The following is an 18,781-nucleotide window of genomic DNA, read 5'->3' as shown; positions in this document are numbered from 1 at the left end:
GGTAGAGGATGGGAAGGGAAGCGTAACCCAAAACACCGCAAGGCCGGCTTTGCCGGACTGCAGGTGTTGCCCCCTCAGGGGGTGACGCGCCCTTAGGCGCGGCGCGGGGGGCGGTCCTGTTTGATCATATCCACCGCCTTTTCCGCCACCATGACCACCGGCGCGTTGGTGTTGCCGCCGACCACGCGGGGCATGACCGACGCGTCCACCACGCGCAGGGCTTTCACGCCGTGCACGCGCAGGCGGGCGTCCACCACGGCCAGTGCGTCGGTGCCCATGCGGCAGGTGCCCACGGGGTGGTAGATCGTGTCGGCGTGGTTGCGCACAAACTGCTCGATCTGCGCGTCGCTCTGCGCTGCGCGCGAGGCGGCTGATTCCTGGCCGCCGTGGCGGGCCAGGGCGGGCTGGTGCATCAGCTCGCGCACGCGCTTGAAGCCTTGCACTAGGCGGGCCACGTCGTCCGGGTCTTTCAAAAAGGCGGGGTCGATCAGCGGCGCCACTTGCGGGTCGGCGCTGGCCAGGCGCAGCGTGCCCCGGCTCTTGGGGCGCAACAGGCACACGTGGCACGAATAGCCATGGCCAAACACGGTTTTGCGGCCGTGGTCCACCAGCTTGCCCACCACAAAGTGCAGCTGCAGATCGGGTATGGGCTCAAGGGGCGCGCTCTTGATGAAACCACCCGCCTCGGCAAAGTTGCTGGTGAGCGGTCCACTGCGCGCACGGCGCCACTCAGTGATGCCCTTGAGCGTGGTCAGCATGCCGGGCAGCGACAGGCCAAACAGGTCGGTCAACTTCGGGGCGTTCACCACCATCACCACGTCGGGGTGGTCGTGCAGGTTGTCGCCCACGCCGGGCAGGTCGTGCACCACATCAATGCCCATCTCGCGCAGGTGCTCAGCCGGGCCGATGCCCGAGAGCATGAGCAACTGCGGCGAACCAAAAGCCCCCGCGCTCAGCAGCACCTCGCCGCCCGGTTTCAGGCGCAGCGTTTGCGGTGCGCCCCGCCCCCCGCTGGGCCGGTATTCCACCCCCACGGCGCAGGGTTGGCCGTTCACGGTTTCCACCAGCACCCGGGTGGTGAGCGCGGAGGTGATCACCGTCAGGTTGGGCCGCCCCAGGTGGGGCGTGAGGTAGCCCTTGGCGGCGCTCCAGCGCTCGCCGTTTTTGTGCGTCACCTGGTAGGCGCCCACGCCTTCTTGCTCGGGGCCGTTGAAGTCGGTGTTGTGCGCGTAGCCGGCTTGCTGGCCGGCTTCAATGAACGCAGGCAGAAACGGGTTGGGGCTGCGCAGGTCCATCACGTTCAGTGGCCCGCCCTGGCCGTGCAGCGCGTCGGCGCCGCGCTCGTTGTGCTCTGAGCGCTTGAAATAGGGCAACACGTCGGCATAAGACCAGCCGGGGTTGCCTTGGGCGGCCCAGTGGTCGTAGTCTTGCGCATGGCCACGGGCGTACACCATGGCGTTGATGGAGCTGGAGCCACCCAGCACCTTGCCGCGCGGCTGGTAGCCGCGCCGGCCGTTCAGCCCGGGCTGCGGCACGGTGTTGTAGCCCCAGCCGTTGAGCTGGTACTTGGCCATCACAGCCAGGCCGGCCGGGCAGTGAATGAGCACACTGTGGTCGGCCGGGCCGGCTTCGAGCAGCGCCACGCGCACGGCGGGGTCTTCACTCAAGCGCCCGGCCAGCACGCTACCGGCCGAGCCGCCTCCAACAATGATGTAGTCCAACATGAAGTCTCCAGAAAGTGCCGCGCGAGGCGTTGGGTCAGGCGAATCCAACCGCTGTCATACCCTTGCAAGATGGGGCGCGACAATCAGCGGCTAAGTTAGCACGCAGGCACGCGAGCAGATAGACGCGCCCGTCTAGGCGTGACGCGTGCGTGACCCAGCGCGTCAGCGCCCCGCGCAGACGCGCTGGACAATTCTTTTTTTCGAAACACACAGGAGTGAACCGTATGAACAGCATCCAGACCGTGGGCATTATTGGCTCGGGCACCATGGGCAACGGCATTGCGCAGGCCTGCGCCACCAGCGGCATCCAGGTGGTGCTGGTCGACATTGCCCAGGCGGCGGTGGACAAAGCCCTGGCCACGGTGGCCAGCAGCCTGGACCGGCTGATTAAGAAAGAAAAAATGACCGCCGCCGAGAAAGACGCGGCGCTGGCCCGCATCAAGGGCTCGACCAACTACGAAGACCTCAAGGGCGCGCAACTGGTCATTGAAGCCGCCACCGAAAACGAGGCACTGAAGGTCAAGATCTTGCAGCAGCTGGACGGCTTGCTGGGCGCCGACGTGATCGTGGCCACCAACACCAGCTCGATCAGCATCACCAAGCTGGCCGCTGCCACGCAGCGCCCCGACCGCTTCATCGGCATGCACTTCTTCAACCCGGTGCCCATGATGGCGCTGGTGGAAATCATCCGCGGCCTGCAGACCAGCGACGCCACGCACGACGCGGTGAAGGCGCTGGCCGAAGCCCTGGGCAAAACGCCCATCACGGTGAAGAACGCGCCCGGTTTTGTGGTCAACCGCATCCTGGTGCCCATGATCAACGAAGCTTTCTTTGTGCTGGCCGAGGGCCTGGCCACGCCGGAAGACATTGATGCCGGCATGAAGCTGGGCTGCAACCAGCCTATTGGCCCGCTGGCACTGGCCGACATGATTGGCCTGGACGTGTGCCTGGCGGTGATGAACGTCTACATGGCCGAATACAACGACAGCAAGTACCGCCCCGCGCCGCTGCTGAAGGAAATGGTGGCCGCTGGCTGGCTGGGCCGCAAAACCGGGCGCGGCGTGTTCACTTATTGACCCCCCGCGCCGCTGCGCGTCACCCCCCAGGGGGCGATGCCTGCGGCCGGGCGAAGCCCGTTCCGCGGCATCTTGGGTTGTGGGGACACGCGCGCCGGTGAAGGCTCGCTCGGTACGTTAGCCGGCCCATTGTTTGCGCCAGATCAAGCTGCTGCGGCGCAGCATTTTTATGATGAACCCACTTTTCACTGCCCAGGGGTTTTTCATGAACGCTGCTGCCCGCACCCAACCGTCGCTCGCTGTTTTTGAGTTTCTCGACAGCACCCACCGCGAGATTCAGCAGCAGCTGCAACAGCTGAACGGCTTGGTGGATGCGATTGAAAACAGCGGCCTGAACCAGGCCAACCGGGAGCAGGCCCGCCGCGTGCTGGACTACTTCAATGGCGAAGCGCGCCAGCACCACCTGGACGAAGAAAAACACATTTTCCCGGCGCTGCTGAACAGCCAGAACGCCGAGATCGTGCAAGCCGCTGAACACCTGGTGCAAGACCACGGCTGGCTGGAAGAAAACTGGATTCAGATCGCGCCCAGCCTGGAAGCCGCCACCAACGGCAACCTGTGGTTTGACACCGTGGAACTTCGGCACGCACTGGAGGTTTTTGAAGCCCTCTACCTGGACCACATCGTTCTGGAAGAGTCGATTGCCTACCCGGCCGCCAAGCAGCGCTTGGCCAGCCTGGACACGGTGGGTATGGGCCGTGAAATGGCGAAACGCAGAGCCCTTAAAAGCGCTGCCCTGCCCTCTTATTAATTCGGCCCTATGAAGTATCAACCGTTCGCCCTGAGCCTGTCGAAGGGCTCGTGCCATGTCTGAGGAAGGTTTCGACAAGCTCAACCCGAACGGACTTTAAGACTTCACTGGGCCGGATCTATAGGCCTCGCGCTCAGCGGCTCAGCTCACCAGGCCACCGTCAAACCACGGTGGTCAAAAAACCCGCCTGAGCTGCCCGGGGGCAAGCCATCGATCACGCCCAGCAGCTCGCCCGCCGCCACGTCAGGCGGTCGCACCTGCAGCCCGGTTTTGGCAAAGGGCTGTGACAGCCCGGTGTCCACCGTGCCGGGGTGCAGCGCCACACACAGCGCGTCGCGGTTGCGCCGCGCCAGCTCAATGGCCGCCGTGTGCACCAGCTGGTTGAGCGCGGCTTTGGATGCGCGGTAGCCATACCAGCCACCCAGCGCGTTGTCGCCGATGCTGCCCACCCGCGCCGACAAAAACGCCGCCACACAGCGACCCTGGCGCGGCAGCAACGGCAAAAAGTGTTTCATCACCAGCGCCGGGCCCACGGCGTTCACCGCAAAGCTGTGTGCCAAGGCATCGGCGTTCAGGTGTTGCCAGGAGCGCTCGGGCTCGGCGTGCTGGCCGCTGGCGGTGGTGCCGTGCAAAAACCCGGTGGCCACGATCAGGCGGGTCAGCGGCAGGCCGGCTTGGCTCAGCTGCGCCGATACATGCTGCGCGCAGGCCGCCACGGTGGCCTCAGCGGTGTAGTCCAGCGCGGGCTGGGTTTGCCGGCCCAGCGCCAGCACCGTGCCACCCTGTGCGCGCAGCTGCGCCACCAGGGCCGCACCAATGCCGCCGGTGCCACCCAGCACCACGCTCAGGCCGGGTTGTGGGGTTGTTTCATCGGCGGGAGCGGGTGCAGGGGTCGGGTTCATGGGCGCATTATGGGCAGGCAGCGCCAGCGCGCGCTGGCCCGCACACCCAAGGCCCCTGCGGGCCGGCGGCCATGACGCGCCTCAATGCAGCGCCACCGTGGGCCGCTTACCATGAGGCCCCTCACCGGTTGCCGTGAGCCCTGTTTTGCCAAGGATTTGAGATGAGCGCTTTTGACTTTGACCTGTTTGTGATTGGTGGCGGCAGCGGCGGTGTGCGCGCTGCGCGCATGGCCGCACAGCGTGGCGCCCGCGTGGCCCTGGCCGAAACCCTCGGCACCGACGGCCTGGGCGGCACCTGCGTGAACGTGGGCTGCATCCCGAAAAAGCTCTACAGCTACGCCGCGCATTACGCCGAAGGCTTTCACGAATCGGCGGGCTACGGGTGGGAGGGCGAAGCCCCGCGCCTGAACTGGGCCACCCTCAAAGCCAACCGCGCAAAAGAGATCAGCCGCCTCAACGGCGTGTATGGCAACCTGCTGCGCGGCTCGGGCGTGACCGTGTTCAACGGCTTTGCCCGCATCGACGGTGAGCACGCCATCACCCTGGCCACGCTGCATGCCGACGGCAGCCCCGGCCACCAGCATTTCACCGCCAAAAACATCCTCATTGCCACCGGCGGTACGCCGCATGTGCCGCACTTTGTGGGCCGCGAACACGTCATCACGTCCAACGAGATCTTTGACCTGGAGCCGTTCCCACAGCGCCTGCTGGTGGTGGGCGGCGGCTACATTGCCTGCGAATTTGCGTCCATCTTCAACGGCCTGGGCGCCCAGGTGACGCAGCTGTACCGCGGCGAACAGGTGCTGCGCGGTTTTGACGACGAAGTTCGCCACTTTGTGGCCGCTGAGATGCTCAAGTCGGGCGTGGACCTGCGGCTCAACGCCGGCGTGGTGGACATCCGCAAAGCCGCCGACGGGCTGCGCGTGGAGCTGGAAGACGGCAACGTGGTGATGGCCGACGCGGTGCTCTACGCCACCGGGCGCGTGCCCAACGTGCAAGGCCTGGGGCTGGACACCGTGGGCGTGGCCCAGGGCGGGCAAAACGAAGTGCTGGTGAACGCGCACTACCAGACCAACGTGCCCAGCATTTACGCCGTGGGTGACGTGACCAACCGCGTGCAGCTCACCCCGGTGGCGCTGGGCGAAGCCATGGTGGTGGTGGACCAGCTGTTTGGCCCCGCCGCGGGCAAACCGCCACGCGACATGAGCTACGACTTCATCCCCACCGCCGTGTTCACCCACCCCAACATCGGCACCGTGGGCTTCAGCGAAGCCGCTGCGCGCGAGCAATTTGGCCAGGTCACCATTTTTCGCAGCGAGTTCAAAGCGCTGCGCCACACCCTGTCGGGCAGCACCGAGCGCACCCTCATGAAACTGGTGGTGGACACCGCCACCGACCGCGTGGTGGGCCTGCACATGGTGGGTGCCGAAGCGGGCGAAATTGTGCAGGGCTTCGCCGTGGCCATGAAAGCCGGCGCCACCAAGGCGGTGTTTGACAGCACCATCGGCATCCACCCCACGGCGGCCGAAGAGTTTGTGACCATGCGCGAACCGGCCCGAAACTAAACGCGCGCCAGCCCATAAATGCCGGCTGCGCCCAGAGCCATGTGCCCCCAAAGGCCGGGCGCAAGCCAAGCCAGGTAGCGCCAACCGCCAGCAAGCCCGGCAGACACGCTTTTGCCCACGGCATGCGCCAGCAGCGCCAGCACCACGGCCCACACACCGGCGCCCCCTGGCAGCGGCTCGCCCGACGCGAACACCGCCGCCACCGCGGCGTGCAGGTCGGCCAGCGCCGCCAGCGCGGAGCCCAGCAGCAGCCCCGTCGAGCCCAGCCACAGCGTCAGCCCGTACACGCCAGCCTGGATGCCGCTGAGCAACGCGGCCACGCCCGCCGCTGCCCACAGGCTGAACATGCGGTCTTCGTCGGGTTCTGACGGGACATCGGCGGCCTGGGGCGCGCCGCGCACCATCCACCCGCCCCAGGCCAGCGCCAACACAGCGGCGGCCAGCGAAGGCAGCCACAAAACCGGCAGCCAGGCCGGTTGCACGGCAGCGGCCACCAGCAGCACCTGCAGCTGGGTGGACACGCACGACAACAGGCCACCACCGGCCAGCAGCCGCACGTCGGCGGGCCTTTCGCGCGCCGCCAGCCCCAGCGTGGCGATGGTGGCGGTGCTGGACACAAAGCCCGAAGCCAGCGCCGACAACGCCACCGCGTGGCGCGCTTGCAGCAGGCGGCGGCTCAGGTGGGCCAGGGCCTGCACCCCCAGCAGCAGGACCACCAGCTGCACGATCACATAGGGGTTGAGCACCGGCCCCCACAGCGGCCGGTTGGGCACCAGCGGCAGCGCCATCAGCACCAGCGCCGCCAAAATGATGCCGTCGCGCACCTCGCCCGGGCTGAGCCAATGGCTGGCAAAGTGGTGCAGCCGCTGGCGGGCGGCCAGCAAACCCGTCAGGCCCACCGCCGTGGCCGCCGCCAGCGGCAGGCTCCAGGCGCAGAGCACCCCGATCAGGTAGGTCAGCAGCAGCGCCACTTCGGTGGTCGCACCGGGGTCGTCAGAGCGGTCGCGCCAGTAGGCCATGGCCGCCAGCGCCGCCACCAGCGCCGCACCCGTCACCACCAGCCCGGTCAGCTGGGTGAGCGCCGCCAGGGCGCCGGCCACACAGGTCAGCGCAAAGGTGCGCAAACCGGCAAACGCCCGCTGGGGACCGCTGCCTTTGCGCCGTTCCCGCTCAACGCCGATCAGCAAACCGCAGCCCAGCGCCACGGCCAGCACGGCCACCGCACCGGCCGGGTCGGCGGGCAAGCCCATGGCAGCGGTTTCGGCATTGAACATCGGGTTATGGGGCGTTGTGGGCGCTCATCGGCGGGTTGTCATGTGGCGGCGCCACAATAGCGCCATGCACAAGACACCCGACTTTACCGCCCCGGTTTTCTTTCGCGAACCCGCCGCCGCGCTGGCGCAGGTGCAGCGCATCTACCGCGACAACGTGGCGTTTTTGCGCGTGGCCATGCGCGACTTTGTCAACGGCCAAGACTTCAGCAGCGTGCGCGTGCGCGCCTGCTACCCGTTTGTGCGGCTGCACACCCACAGCGTGTCGCACCAGGGCACGGGGCCACAGAGCCGCCTGAGCTACGGCTTTGTGGCCGGCCCCGGCCGGTTTGAAACCACCCTCACCCGCCCCGACCTGTACGGCGGCTACCTGCTCAAGCAATTTGAACTGCTGCTGGCCAACCACGGCGGCGAGCTTGAAGTGGGCACCAGCACCCAGCCCATCCCGATCCACTTTTCGTTTGCCGAGCACGACCATGTGGAAGGCAGCCTGAGCGCACAGCGCCGCGCCCTCATGCGCGACGTGTTTGACCTGCCCGACCTGGCCGCCATGGACGACGGCATTGCCAACGGCACGCACGAGCCGCGCCCCGGCGAGGCCCAGCCGCTGGCCCTGTTCACCGCGCCCCGGGTCGACTATTCGTTGCAGCGCCTGCGCCACTACACCGGCACCGCGCCCGAGTGGTTTCAAAACTTCGTGCTGTTCACCAACTACCAGTTCTACATCGACGAATTCATCCGCCTCGGGCACGCCGAAATGGCCAACCCGGCCAGCGAATACATCGCCTTTGTCGAACCCGGCAACGTGGTGACGCGCCGCGTCGGTCTGCCAGCGGAAACCGGCGACGAGCTGGGCACGCCGCCGCCGCGCCTGCCGCAAATGCCGGGCTACCACCTCATGCGTGCCGACCGCAGCGGCATCACCATGGTCAACATTGGCGTGGGCCCGGCGAACGCCAAAACCATCACCGACCACATCGCCGTGCTGCGCCCCCACGCCTGGCTCATGCTCGGCCACTGCGCCGGTCTGCGCAACAGCCAGCAGCTGGGCGACTACGTGCTGGCCCACGCCTACGTGCGCGAAGACCATGTGCTCGACGAAGAGCTGCCGCTGTGGGTGCCCATTCCGGCGCTGGCCGAAATTCAGCTCGCGCTGGAAGCCGCCGTGGCCGACGTGACCGGCGTGGCGCCGCACGAGCTCAAACGCATCATGCGCACCGGCACCGTGGCCAGCACCGACAACCGCAACTGGGAACTGCTGCCCGACAACAAACCCCAGCGCCGCTTCAGCCAGAGCCGGGCCGTGGCGCTGGACATGGAAAGCGCCACCATCGCCGCCAACGGCTTTCGCTTTCGCGTGCCCTACGGCACCCTGCTGTGCGTGAGCGACAAGCCGCTGCACGGCGAGATCAAGCTGCCCGGCATGGCCAACCATTTTTACCGCGAGCGGGTCGACCAGCACCTGCGCATCGGCATCCGCGCGGTGGAGCTGCTGCGCCAGGGCGGCGTGGGCCAGCTGCACAGCCGTAAGCTGCGCAGCTTTGCCGAAGTGGCCTTTCAGTAAGCGCAGCAGCGCAGCGGTTTCATGAACGAACTTGCACAACGGCTGCAACAGGCCGTGGGCCTGGACCTCTGGCTCGTCACGCTGCTGGCCATTGGCTCGCTGACACTGCTGGTCAACCAGGGCGTGCGCCTGCTGCTCAGGCAGGCCGCCCGCTGGGCCCAAACCACCACCAACCACTGGGACGAAGCGCTGCTCAACGCCGCCAGCAAACCGCTGCGGCTGATCTTGTGGCTGGTCAGCCTGGGCTGGATGGCGCGCGTGCTCAACACCCAATGGCCCGAGCCCGAGCTGCTGGCCGACGCCCTGCAATGGCGCAACATCGGCATCGTGGTCAGCGTGGCCTGGATGCTGTGGCACTTTGTGGGCGAGGTCACGCAAACCAGCATCCAGCGCGGCACGCGAGACGGTGGCGACTTCGACGTCACCACCGCCACGGCGCTGAGCAAGCTGGTGCGGCTGGTGGTGTTTGTGGTCACCGTCATCACCGTCGCCCACACACTGGGCTTTCAAATTGGCGGCCTGCTGGCGCTGGGCGGCGTGGGCGGCATCGCGGTGGGTCTGGCCGCGCGCGACCTGCTGGCCAATTTTTTGGCGGCCTCACCATTTACCTCGACCGGCCGTTCAGCGTGGGCGACTGGATTCGCTCACCCGACAAAAGCATTGAAGGCACGGTCGAATACATCAGCTGGCGCCACACCCGCATCCGCGCGTTCAACAAAAACCCCATCTACGTGCCCAACGCCGTGTTCACCACCATCGTGGTGGAAAACCCATCGCGCATGAGCCACCGCCGTCTGAAAGAAACCGTGGGCCTGCGCTACGACGACTTCGCGCAGGTCGAAGGCGTGGTGGCCGACATCAAGGCCATGCTCATGGCCCACGAAGGCATCGACATCAGCCAGACGCTGATCGTCAACTTCAACAACTTCGGCGCCAGCTCGCTCGACATCATGGTCTACGGCTTCACCAAAACCACCGTCTGGGTCGAGTTTCACGCCATCAAACAAGACGTGCTGCTGCGCATCGGCCGCATCGTGGCCGCGCGCGGCGCCGAAATCGCCGTTCCCACGCAGACGCTGCACCTGGCTGGAAACGCAGGTGACCCTCTGCCCGATGCCGAAGCACCCCCGCGTGCCACCCCCTGACGACGGTGACCGCCCTGGCAGCCTGACGCACCCGGTGCTTTACCGGAACTTCACCCCACGCTCACGCTCAGTTGTGTGCGCCTGCGCACAATGGAGGCGCTGCATACAACGTATGCTGAATGAACAACATGAACGCCCTCTTGAATCCCCCCTTACCAAACCAGCGGCCCGGCTTGGCCGTGGCGCTGCTGGCTGGCTTGCTGCTGTCGGGCTGTGCCAGCCTGGCGCCGCTTGCCGCCCCGTTGCCTGAAACGCCCACGCCCGCCGCCTGGCTGGGCGCAACGCCACCGGCGGCGGCTGGCCAAGCCGCCACCGACCTGGCGGCCTGGTGGCAGCGCTTCAACGACCCCATGCTTACCGCGCTGGTGACCGAGGCCCTGCAGGCCAACACCAGCGTGCGCAGCGCGCAGGCCGCCTTGCAGCAAGCGCGGGCGCAGCGCGATGTGCAGCAAGCGGGCATGGGGCCTTCGGTGGGCGCCACGGGCTCGGCGCGGCGGGGCAAGTCGGGCGGCAACGACGCCACCAACAGCTTTCAGGCCGGGTTTGATGCCAGCTGGGAACCCGATGTGTTTGGCGGCAACCGCGCCGCGCTGAGCGCGAGCGAGGCCGACGTGCAGGCTTCCGCCACCAGCCTGGCCAACGTGCAGGTGTCGCTGGCGGCCGAGGTGGCGGTGACCACCATTGAGCTGCGCAGCCTGCAAACGCGGCTGGCGATTGCGCGCAGCAACCTGGCGGCACAAACCGAGACGCTGCAGATCACGCGCTGGCGTGGGCAGGCGGGCCTGGTGTCGTCGCTGGACGTGGAGCAGGCCGTGGCCGCCAGCGAGCAAACCGCAGCGCAAATTCCGGCGCTGCAAACCGGCATTGCTCAGGCGCTGAACAGCCTGGCGGTGTTGACTGGCCAAGCCCCGGGCGCCCTGCAAAGCCGGCTGTCCGCCGCCGCCCCGGTGCCGCAGGCGCCAGCCGATCTGGCCTTGGCACTGCCAGCCGACACGCTGCGCCAGCGCCCCGATGTGCGCACCGCCGAGCACCGCGTGAGCGCCGCACTGGCCCGCGTGGCCGCAGCCGACGCGGCGCGCTACCCGAGCTTTCGCCTGGGTGGCTCGCTGGGCCTGAGCGCGCTCACGCTGGGCGCGCTGACCAACGGCGCGTCGGTGGCCAACTCGCTGCTTGCCAGCGTGTCGGTGCCGCTGCTGGACGGCGGTGCGGCCCGCGCCCAGGTGCGCTCGCAAGAAGCCGCGCTCGAGCAGGCGCGCGTGGGGTACCAGGCCGCGGTGCTCACCGCGTTGCAAGACGTGGAAGACGCGCTGGTGTCGCTGCAAGGCAACCGCGAGCGCCTGGCCCGGCTGCAGGCCGCCAGCGCGGCAGCGGCCAACGCCGAGCTGCTGGCCCGCCAGCGCTATGAAAGCGGGTTGATCGACTTCCGTGCCGTGCTCGACACACAACGCACGCTGCTGTCCACCCAGGACAGCGTGGCCAGCACCCAGGCCACCCTGAGCGCCGACATGGTGCGCCTGTACAAAGCCCTGGGTGGCGGCTGGACGCCTGAAAGCGCTGCGCCCCCACCCAGCGAACGCGCCACCGCCACCCGCTGAGCCCGCCGAACCCCACACCGCTTTTTGCCCATGACCACCCCGAACACCCCCACCCCCGCCGCCCCGAACAAAGCGTCGGCCAACCTCAACACCTTGCTGGGCGACGACCAGCCCGCGCGTTGGTGGAAACGCCCGTCGGTCTGGCTCGGCGTGGCCGCCGTGCTGGTGGTGGCCGGCGGCTACACCTACTGGCAAGCGCAAAAGCAAACCAGCGCCGCGCCGGTGTACGTGACCGAAGCCCTGCGCAAGGGCAACCTGACGCTCACCGTGTCGGCCAACGGCACGCTGCAGCCCACGCGGGCGGTGAACATTGGCAGCGAACTCTCGGGCACCGTCAAGCGCGTGATGGTGGACGTAAACGACCGCGTGAAAACCGGCCAGGTGCTGGTGGAGCTGGACACCGCCAAGCTCAACGACCAGGTGCTGCGCTCGCGCGCGGCACTGGCGGCGTCGCAGGCGCAGCTGGCCCAGGCCCAGGCCACGGTGAAAGAAGCCCAGGCCAACCTGGCGCGCTTTGAAGAAGTGGCGCGCCTCTCAGGCGGCAAGGTACCGTCAGCCGCCGAGCTGGACACCGCCCGCGCCGCCGTGGAACGCGCCTTGGCCGCCGAGGCCAGCGCCCGTGCCAACGTGGCCAGCGCCCGCGCCACACTCGCCACCGACGAGACCAACCTGTCCAAAGCCTCCATCCGCTCGCCCATTGACGGCGTGGTGCTCTCACGCTCGGTCGACCCGGGCAACGCCGTGGCGGCTTCGCTGCAGGCGGTCACGCTGTTTTCGGTGGCCGAAAACCTGTCGCAACTGCGGCTGGACGTGAACGTGGACGAGGCCGACGTGGGCTCGGTGACCACCGGCCAGAAAGCCAGCTTCACCGTGAGCGCCTACCCGGCACGGCGTTACCCGGCCACCATCAACCGCGTGGCCTTTGGCTCCACCAAGACCGACAACGTGGTGACCTACGTGACCACGCTCGACGTGGACAACACCGACCTGAGCCTGCGCCCGGGCATGACGGCGGCGGCCACCATCGTGGCCACCGAGCGCAACGGCGTGCTGCTGGTGCCCAACACCGCGTTGCGCTTCTCGCCCACCACGGCGGGCAACGGCGCCGCTGCGGCGCCCAGCAGCAGCATCCTGTCCAAGATGATGCCGCGCATGCCCCGCAGCACCACCCCGCGCCGGGCCACCGAAACCAACGGCGGCGCACCGGGCCTGCGGCAGATCTGGGTGCTCAAAGACGGCCAGGCCGTGGCGCAAGAAGTGAAGACCGGCATCAGCGATGGCCGCCACACCGAAGTCACGGGCGAAGGCTTGAGCGAGGGCCTGGCCATCATCACCGACCAGCGCAATGGAGGTGCAGCGCCATGATGCCCCCCCACGCTCCACCGCTGCGCGGGTCGCTGCCCCCCGAGGGGGCTGATCCGGCTTGGGGCGGCCCGGCGCCGGATCGCATCACCGGCACGCAAACCGCCGACCGCCCGCTGATCCGCCTGCGCGGCGTCACCAAGGTGTACGGCGAGGGCAGCACCGCGTTTCAGGCGCTCAAGGGGGTGGACCTGGACATTCAGGCGGGCGACTTTGTGGCCATCATGGGGCCCAGTGGCTCGGGCAAGTCCACCGCCATGAACACGCTGGGCTGCTTGGACACGCCCACCACCGGCACCTACGAATTTCAGGGCGTGCAGGTGCAGTCGCTCAGCCGCGACCAGCGCGCCCGCCTGCGCCGGCGCTACCTGGGCTTTGTGTTCCAGGGCTTCAACCTGCTGGCGCGCACCTCGGCACAAGAAAACGTGGAACTGCCGCTGATCTACCGTGGCGAGCCGGCGGCCGAACGCCACGCCGCCGCCGCGCGCGCCCTGGACTCGGTGGGCCTCAAAGGCTGGGAACACCACACGCCGGCCGAGCTCTCAGGCGGGCAGCAGCAGCGCGTGGCCATTGCGCGCGCCATCGTCACGCAGCCCGCCGTGCTGCTCGCCGACGAGCCCACCGGCAACCTGGACACGCAGCGCAGCAAAGAAATCATGGAACTGATCTGGCGCCTTAACGCCGACCACGGCATCACCGTGCTGATGGTCACCCACGAGGCCGAAATGGCCGCGTACGCCAAGCGCATCGTGCGTTTTGTCGACGGCGTGGTGGCCAGCGACACGCCCAACCCGCACCCCGCGGGCCTGCACGACGCCACAGCCAGCGCCGCGCCACCCACCGCCGAGGTGCACTGACCATGTGGCTCAACACCTTGCTGCTGGCGCTGCGCTCCATTCGGCGCAACCTCATGCGCTCGTTCCTCACCATCCTGGGCATCGTGATTGGCGTGAGCGCGGTCATCACCATGGTGACGCTGGGCAACGGCGCCACCCTGGCCATTCAAAACCAGATTTCGGGCCTGGGCACCAACCTGCTGCAGGTGCGCCCCGGCCAGCGCATGGGCCCGGGCGGCAGTGGCGGCAGCGTGCCGGCCTTCAAAGACACCGACGCCGACGCCATTGCCAGCCAGATCGGCGGCATTCTGGCCGTGGCGCCCGAGGCGCGCACCGGCTCCACCGTGGTGGCCAACGGCCGCAACTGGACCAGCAGCATCATCGGCAGCACCAACGAATGGCTGGTCACCGGCAACTGGAAGCTCAGCGAGGGCCGCAACTTCAGCGACGACGAACTGCGCGCCGGCTCGGCCGTGTGCATCGTGGGTGAAACCGTGCGGCGCGAGCTGTATGGCCAGCGCCCCGCGCTGGGCGACCAGCTGCGGGTGAAACAGATTTCGTGCGAAATCATCGGCATCCTCGCGTCCAAGGGCCAGGGCGCCTTTGGCAACGACCAGGACGACATGGTGCTGGTGCCCCTGAAAACGCTGCAGCGCCGCCTGACCGGCAATACCCGCGTGAACACGCTGCTGGTGTCCATGGCCGACGGCAGCGACGCCAACCGCGTGAAAGCCGGCATCACACAGCTGCTGCGCGAGCGCCGCAAACTGGCCGACACCGACGAAGACAACTTCAACGTGCTCGACACCAAGCAGCTGGCCGAAACGCTGTCGGGCACCACCAAGGTGCTGACCACGCTGCTGGGCGCCGTGGCCGCGGTGAGCCTGCTGGTGGGCGGCATCGGCATCATGAACATCATGCTGGTGAGCGTGACCGAGCGCACCCGCGAGATCGGCCTGCGCCTGGCCATCGGCGCGCTGGAGCGCGAGGTGCTGCTGCAGTTCCTGATTGAAGCGGTGGTGCTGGCCGCGCTCGGCGGGCTCATCGGCATCGTGCTGGCCACGGCCGCGTCCATCGGCTTGTCGGCGGTGATGAACGTGCCCTATGTGTTCAACCCCGGCGTCAACCTGTTGAGCTTCGTGTTTTCAGCCGGCATTGGCGTGCTGTTTGGGTACTTCCCGGCGCGCCGCGCGGCACGGCTGAACCCGATCGACGCGCTGCGCCACGAGTGAACGCGCCGTTGCTCAGCGCTGCGCGTACATCCACCGCCGCGACCAGGGCAGCCCTTGCGACGGCTGGCCCGCCGGGCGGCACAGCACCTGGTAGATCGACACCTCGTCGTTGTCAAACGCCCAGGCGCAGCCGGCCAGGTACACGCGCCAGATGCGCCAGCGCCGCTCGTCCACCAGCGGCTTGATGCGCTCGGTGTGGGCCTCAAACGCCTCGGCCCACAGCTGCGTGGTGCGCTGGTAGTGGCGGCGCAGGTTTTCCACGTCAAACGCTTCCAGCCCGCCTTCTTGCAGGCAACGCAACACCGTGCCAATGTGCGGCAGCTCGCCGCGCGGAAACACGTAGCGGTCAATGAAGTGGCCACCACCGTGGCGGGTTTCGCCGTCCAGCGCGTCGGTGCTGGCGATGCCGTGGTTCATGGCCCAGCCGTCGGGCTTGAGCAGCTGGCGCAGGCGCTCAAAGTACGGCGTCAGGTGGTCCAGCCCCACGTGTTCAAACATGCCGACGCTGGTGATGCGGTCAAACGGCGGATCGCTCACGTCGCGGTAGTCCTGCAGCCGAATGTCGACGCGGTCTTGCAGCCCGGCCGCGCGCACCCGCTCGCGCGCCAGGTCGTATTGGTTTTGTGACAGCGTCACGCCCACGCACCGCGCGCCAAAACGCTGCGCCGCGCGCAACACCAGCGCGCCCCAGCCGCAGCCAATGTCCAGCAGCCGCTGGCCGGGCTGCAGGCGGATCTTGTTCAAAATGTGGTCGATTTTCTTGAGCTGCGCGGCGTCCAGCGTCTCGTCGCCCTGCTCGAAATACCCGCACGAATACACCATGCCCTCGCCCAGCCACTGCGCATAAAACGCGTTGGACACGTCGTAGTGGTACTGAATGGCCTCGCTGTCGCTCTCGCGCGTGTGGCCAAAGCGGCGCCGGATGCGCCCCATCAGCTTGTGGCGCATGCCGTGGGACTCGGCCGTTTCGGCCAGCCGGTGCGCCACCGCCAGCATGTCGGCCAGCGGGCCGTCCACGTCAATCAGGCCCTCCACATACGCCTGCCCCAGCGTGTCCAGCCCGGGCTCGATCAGCAGCGGCAGCGCAGCCGGGTCGCGCACCCTTATTTCCACCTGCGGCTGTTCAAACTCACCCAGCGCCAGCGAAGACGCACCGCGCTCGCCCCAACTCAGCCGCACCGGCAGGTTCACCCGCGTCTTGACCCGATTGGCCCAGGGCAACAAGGCATGTTCCAAGATCGATCCCATGGGTACCGCTCCTCTTGCATCTGACGAATGGCGGTTTTAACGAAACCCGCCGGGTTTGGGAACCCTTGCGCCGCACAGCGCCGCCGCCCCGCTTGAGCGGACGCAACCCGGGTGCAATGGGTGCCCCTGCCAGCGAGCATGTAAGCGCTGCCTTATATTCAACGGCGTCACAGGAACTCGCCACCCCCAGGCGGCTCCTACACCGCCACGCCCCATTCCTAACCAGCCGCCCGTGATGTTGTCCACCCCGTTCAAAACCGCCGCCGCCCTCCCCGCTCCTTTCGGGCGGTTCAGCGGCTGGCTCGCCGCCTGCTTGCTGGCCTGGGCCGTGGCGGTGCTGCTGGCGCCCAGCGCGCAAGCCCAGGGTCTGCTGTCGGCCACGGCCAGCGCTACCGTGGTGCAAACCGAGCAGGTGCGCGCCGAGCTGCTGGCCCACGCCCCCGAAGGCGCGGCACCCGGCAAAACCGTGTGGGTGGGCCTGCAGCTCACCCACCAGCCCCAGTGGCACACCTACTGGAAAAACTCGGGCGACTCGGGCCTGCCCACCGAACTGCAATGGACCCTGCCCGCCGGGGTAATGGCCGGCGACATTGCCTGGCCGACCCCGCGCAAATTCCCGCTCGGCACCCTGGCCAACTACGGTTATGACGGCACCGTGCTGCTGCCCGTGCCGCTCACCATCGACCCCGGCTTCACCGGCACCCATGTGGACGTGACGCTCTACGCCGCCTGGCTCGCCTGCCGCCAGGAATGCATTCCCGAAGAAGGCAACTTCACGCTGCGCATTCCGGTGCAAGGCTCCACGGCGCTGCACGGCATGGCCTTTGAAGCCGCGTGGGCCGCCGCCCCCACCACCCAGCCCGCAGCGGGCAGCACGCTCGTGCCCGAAGCCGGCTGGCTCAACGTGTCGCTCGACGGCCTGCCTGCCGCCTGGCGCGGCCAGACGCTGGAGTTTTTCCCCGAAACCAGTGGACTCATTGAACCCGGCGCCGCCTGGACCCAGGCCTGGACGGGCGAGCGCTGGACCGCCCGCGTGCCACTCTCACCGCACCGCGCCGACAGCCCGGCCCAGGTGCCGCTGGTGGTGGCGCTGGCCAACCCCAGCGGCTCAGGCGCGGGCAGCCCCGGTGTGTGGCTGGACGTGCCGGTGCAAGGCGCCTGGCCCGCCGCTGCCCCGCTGCCTGCGGCCGTGCCCGACGCCCTGCAAGCCGCGCTGGACGCCAACGCCGCCCGCGCCGCCACCGCGCCGGCAGCGCCGAGCGGCCCGTCCATCACGCTGTGGGCCGCGCTGCTGGGCGCGCTCATCGGCGGCGCCATCCTCAACCTCATGCCCTGCGTGTTCCCGGTGCTGGCCATCAAGGTGCTGGCCTTTGCGAAGCATGCCGACGACCGCGCCGCCCACCGCGCCAACGGCCTGGCCTACACCGCCGGTGTGGTGCTCTCCTTCCTGGCGCTGGGCGGCCTGCTGCTGGGCCTGCGGGCGGCTGGCGAGCAACTGGGCTGGGGCTTCCAGCTGCAAAGCCCCGGTGTGGTGGCGGCACTGGCGGTGCTGTTCACACTCATCGGTTTGAATCTGGCGGGCCTGTTTGAATTTGGCAGCGTGCTGCCCAGCCGCGTGGCCAGCCTGCAGGCCCAAAACCCCACCGCCGATGCGTTCCTGACCGGCGTACTCGCCACGGCCATCGCGTCGCCCTGCACCGCGCCGTTCATGGGCGCCTCGCTGGGCCTGGCCATTGGCCTGCCCACGGTGCAGGCGCTGGCCGTGTTTGGCATGCTGGGGCTGGGCATGGCCCTGCCCTACTTGGCCGCCAGCTGGTGGCCCGCCATTGCCCGCGCCCTGCCCCGCCCCGGCGCCTGGATGAACACCTTCCGCCAGCTCATGGCCTTCCCCATGTTTGCCACCGTGGTGTGGTTGCTGTGGGTGCTGGGGCAACAAAGCGGCATCGACGGCGCGGCCGCCCTGCTCATGCTGCTGGTGGTGCTGGCGCTGCTGGTGTGGTCGCTGGGTTTGCGCGGCAAGAGCCGCACCGCACTGGCGGGCTTGTCGCTCGCGGGCCTGCTGTGGCTGGGCTGGGCCGTGGGCCCCAACGTGACCCGCATGGCCGACGCCACACCGGGTGCTGCCGTGGCCACCACCGTGCAAGGCCTGAGCTGGCAACCGTGGAGCGCCGAGCGCCAGGCCGAGCTGCTGGCCGAGGGCCGCCCGGTGTTTGTGGACTTCACCGCCGCCTGGTGCGTGACCTGCCAGTACAACAAACGCACCACCCTGGCCGACGCCAGCGTGCTGGCCGACATGGCCGCGAAAAATGTGGCCCTGCTGCGCGCCGACTGGACCCGGCGCGACCCCGCCGTGACCGCCGCCCTGGCCAGCCTGGGCCGCAACGGCGTGCCGGTGTACGCCCTCTACCAAAACGGCCAACCCGCCACGGTGCTGTCGGAAGTGTTGAGCGTGAACGATGTGCGCACGGCGCTGGCGGGCTTGTGATGCCACGGGCTGCAGGCTCTGGCGG

14 protein-coding genes and 2 pseudogenes are annotated in these 18,781 nt (G+C 68.2%); 12 read left to right on the top strand and 4 right to left on the bottom strand.

The window, feature by feature from the left end:
- Positions 1–92: 92 nt before the first annotated feature.
- Entirely contained in the window at positions 93–1,724 is a 1,632-nt protein-coding gene (locus AC0GNR_RS11025; protein WP_472901005.1) for a GMC family oxidoreductase, read from the bottom strand.
- Between the two features lie 224 nt (positions 1,725–1,948).
- Between AC0GNR_RS11025 and AC0GNR_RS11020 the strand changes: the two genes are divergently transcribed.
- Entirely contained in the window at positions 1,949–2,800 is an 852-nt protein-coding gene (locus AC0GNR_RS11020) for a 3-hydroxybutyryl-CoA dehydrogenase (RefSeq protein WP_472901004.1), read from the top strand.
- A 205-nt stretch (positions 2,801–3,005) separates the two neighbouring features.
- Entirely contained in the window at positions 3,006–3,551 is a 546-nt protein-coding gene (locus AC0GNR_RS11015; protein WP_472901003.1) for a hemerythrin domain-containing protein, read from the top strand.
- A gap of 146 nt (positions 3,552–3,697) precedes the next feature.
- Here AC0GNR_RS11015 and AC0GNR_RS11010 read toward each other — a convergent pair whose 3' ends face one another.
- A complete protein-coding gene (locus AC0GNR_RS11010; RefSeq protein ID WP_472901002.1) occupies positions 3,698–4,453 on the bottom strand; it encodes an SDR family oxidoreductase in 756 nt (251 codons plus the stop codon).
- Positions 4,454–4,614: 161 nt separating this feature from the next.
- On the opposite strand from AC0GNR_RS11010, the gene gorA reads away from it, so the two are divergent.
- Positions 4,615–6,018, top strand: a complete 1,404-nt coding sequence (gene gorA / locus AC0GNR_RS11005; RefSeq protein ID WP_472901001.1) for a glutathione-disulfide reductase — start codon at positions 4,615–4,617, stop codon at positions 6,016–6,018.
- Here the strand turns inward: gorA and AC0GNR_RS11000 are convergent.
- Positions 6,015–7,292 (bottom strand): MgtC/SapB family protein, encoded by a 1,278-nt coding sequence (locus AC0GNR_RS11000; RefSeq protein WP_472901000.1) that lies wholly within the window; start codon positions 7,290–7,292, stop codon positions 6,015–6,017. The two genes, gorA and AC0GNR_RS11000, sit on opposite strands and share 4 nt — an antisense overlap.
- A gap of 64 nt (positions 7,293–7,356) precedes the next feature.
- Between AC0GNR_RS11000 and AC0GNR_RS10995 the strand changes: the two genes are divergently transcribed.
- The 8 genes and pseudogenes from AC0GNR_RS10995 to AC0GNR_RS10960 all read left to right on the top strand — a co-directional run bounded on the left by AC0GNR_RS10995 (position 7,357) and on the right by AC0GNR_RS10960 (position 15,023).
- Positions 7,357–8,853, top strand: coding sequence for an AMP nucleosidase (locus AC0GNR_RS10995; protein ID WP_472900999.1), 1,497 nt, complete (start codon positions 7,357–7,359; stop codon positions 8,851–8,853).
- Between the two features lie 21 nt (positions 8,854–8,874).
- Positions 8,875–9,408: pseudogene (locus tag AC0GNR_RS10990) on the top strand (hypothetical protein); the annotation flags it as partial.
- 71 nt (positions 9,409–9,479) lie between these two features.
- A pseudogene (locus AC0GNR_RS10985) lies at positions 9,480–9,572 on the top strand (mechanosensitive ion channel domain-containing protein); the annotation flags it as partial.
- A gap of 24 nt (positions 9,573–9,596) precedes the next feature.
- A complete protein-coding gene (locus tag AC0GNR_RS10980) occupies positions 9,597–9,998 on the top strand; it encodes a hypothetical protein (RefSeq protein WP_472901061.1) in 402 nt (133 codons plus the stop codon).
- A gap of 128 nt (positions 9,999–10,126) precedes the next feature.
- The gene (locus tag AC0GNR_RS10975; RefSeq protein ID WP_472900998.1) at positions 10,127–11,593 is read left to right on the top strand and encodes an efflux transporter outer membrane subunit; all 1,467 of its coding nucleotides are present in this window, start codon (positions 10,127–10,129) and stop codon (positions 11,591–11,593) included.
- 30 nt (positions 11,594–11,623) lie between these two features.
- Entirely contained in the window at positions 11,624–12,958 is a 1,335-nt protein-coding gene (locus tag AC0GNR_RS10970; RefSeq protein WP_472900997.1) for an efflux RND transporter periplasmic adaptor subunit, read from the top strand.
- Positions 12,955–13,812 carry an ABC transporter ATP-binding protein gene (locus AC0GNR_RS10965; RefSeq protein ID WP_472900996.1) on the top strand — a complete coding sequence of 286 codons (858 nt, stop codon included), beginning with the start codon at positions 12,955–12,957 and terminating at the stop codon, positions 13,810–13,812. The genes AC0GNR_RS10970 and AC0GNR_RS10965 overlap by 4 nt, the downstream gene beginning before the upstream one ends.
- Before the next feature lie 2 nt (positions 13,813–13,814).
- A complete protein-coding gene (locus tag AC0GNR_RS10960) occupies positions 13,815–15,023 on the top strand; it encodes an ABC transporter permease (RefSeq protein WP_472900995.1) in 1,209 nt (402 codons plus the stop codon).
- Positions 15,024–15,035: 12 nt separating this feature from the next.
- On the opposite strand, the gene AC0GNR_RS10955 is transcribed toward AC0GNR_RS10960, so the two are convergent.
- Positions 15,036–16,271, bottom strand: a complete 1,236-nt coding sequence (locus AC0GNR_RS10955) for a class I SAM-dependent methyltransferase (RefSeq protein WP_472900994.1) — start codon at positions 16,269–16,271, stop codon at positions 15,036–15,038.
- A gap of 235 nt (positions 16,272–16,506) precedes the next feature.
- Here AC0GNR_RS10955 and AC0GNR_RS10950 point away from each other — a divergent pair, with 235 nt between their 5' ends.
- Positions 16,507–18,756: a protein-disulfide reductase DsbD family protein gene (locus AC0GNR_RS10950; protein WP_472900993.1), complete on the top strand. Its 2,250-nt coding sequence runs from the start codon at positions 16,507–16,509 to the stop codon at positions 18,754–18,756.
- Positions 18,757–18,781 lie beyond the last annotated feature (25 nt).

This window comes from Hydrogenophaga sp. LT287 (assembly GCF_055702805.1).
This window is presented reverse-complemented; position numbering and strand designations above follow the sequence as displayed.

Bases quoted from the DNA above. Each gene is read 5' to 3' on its own strand.
- AC0GNR_RS10960 (WP_472900995.1), top strand. From the start codon at position 13,815: ATGTGGCTCAACACCTTGCTGCTGGCGCTGCGCTCCATTCGGCGCAAC.
- AC0GNR_RS11020 (WP_472901004.1), top strand. From the start codon at position 1,949: ATGAACAGCATCCAGACCGTGGGCATTATTGGCTCGGGCACCATGGGC.
- AC0GNR_RS10975 (WP_472900998.1), top strand. From the start codon at position 10,127: ATGAACGCCCTCTTGAATCCCCCCTTACCAAACCAGCGGCCCGGCTTG.
- AC0GNR_RS10995 (WP_472900999.1), top strand. From the start codon at position 7,357: ATGCACAAGACACCCGACTTTACCGCCCCGGTTTTCTTTCGCGAACCC.
- gorA (WP_472901001.1), top strand. From the start codon at position 4,615: ATGAGCGCTTTTGACTTTGACCTGTTTGTGATTGGTGGCGGCAGCGGC.
- AC0GNR_RS10955 (WP_472900994.1), bottom strand. From the start codon at position 16,271: ATGGGATCGATCTTGGAACATGCCTTGTTGCCCTGGGCCAATCGGGTC.
- AC0GNR_RS11010 (WP_472901002.1), bottom strand. From the start codon at position 4,453: ATGAACCCGACCCCTGCACCCGCTCCCGCCGATGAAACAACCCCACAA.
- AC0GNR_RS11000 (WP_472901000.1), bottom strand. From the start codon at position 7,292: ATGTTCAATGCCGAAACCGCTGCCATGGGCTTGCCCGCCGACCCGGCC.
- AC0GNR_RS11025 (WP_472901005.1), bottom strand. From the start codon at position 1,724: ATGTTGGACTACATCATTGTTGGAGGCGGCTCGGCCGGTAGCGTGCTG.
- AC0GNR_RS10970 (WP_472900997.1), top strand. From the start codon at position 11,624: ATGACCACCCCGAACACCCCCACCCCCGCCGCCCCGAACAAAGCGTCG.
- AC0GNR_RS10950 (WP_472900993.1), top strand. From the start codon at position 16,507: ATGTTGTCCACCCCGTTCAAAACCGCCGCCGCCCTCCCCGCTCCTTTC.
- AC0GNR_RS11015 (WP_472901003.1), top strand. From the start codon at position 3,006: ATGAACGCTGCTGCCCGCACCCAACCGTCGCTCGCTGTTTTTGAGTTT.
- AC0GNR_RS10965 (WP_472900996.1), top strand. From the start codon at position 12,955: ATGATGCCCCCCCACGCTCCACCGCTGCGCGGGTCGCTGCCCCCCGAG.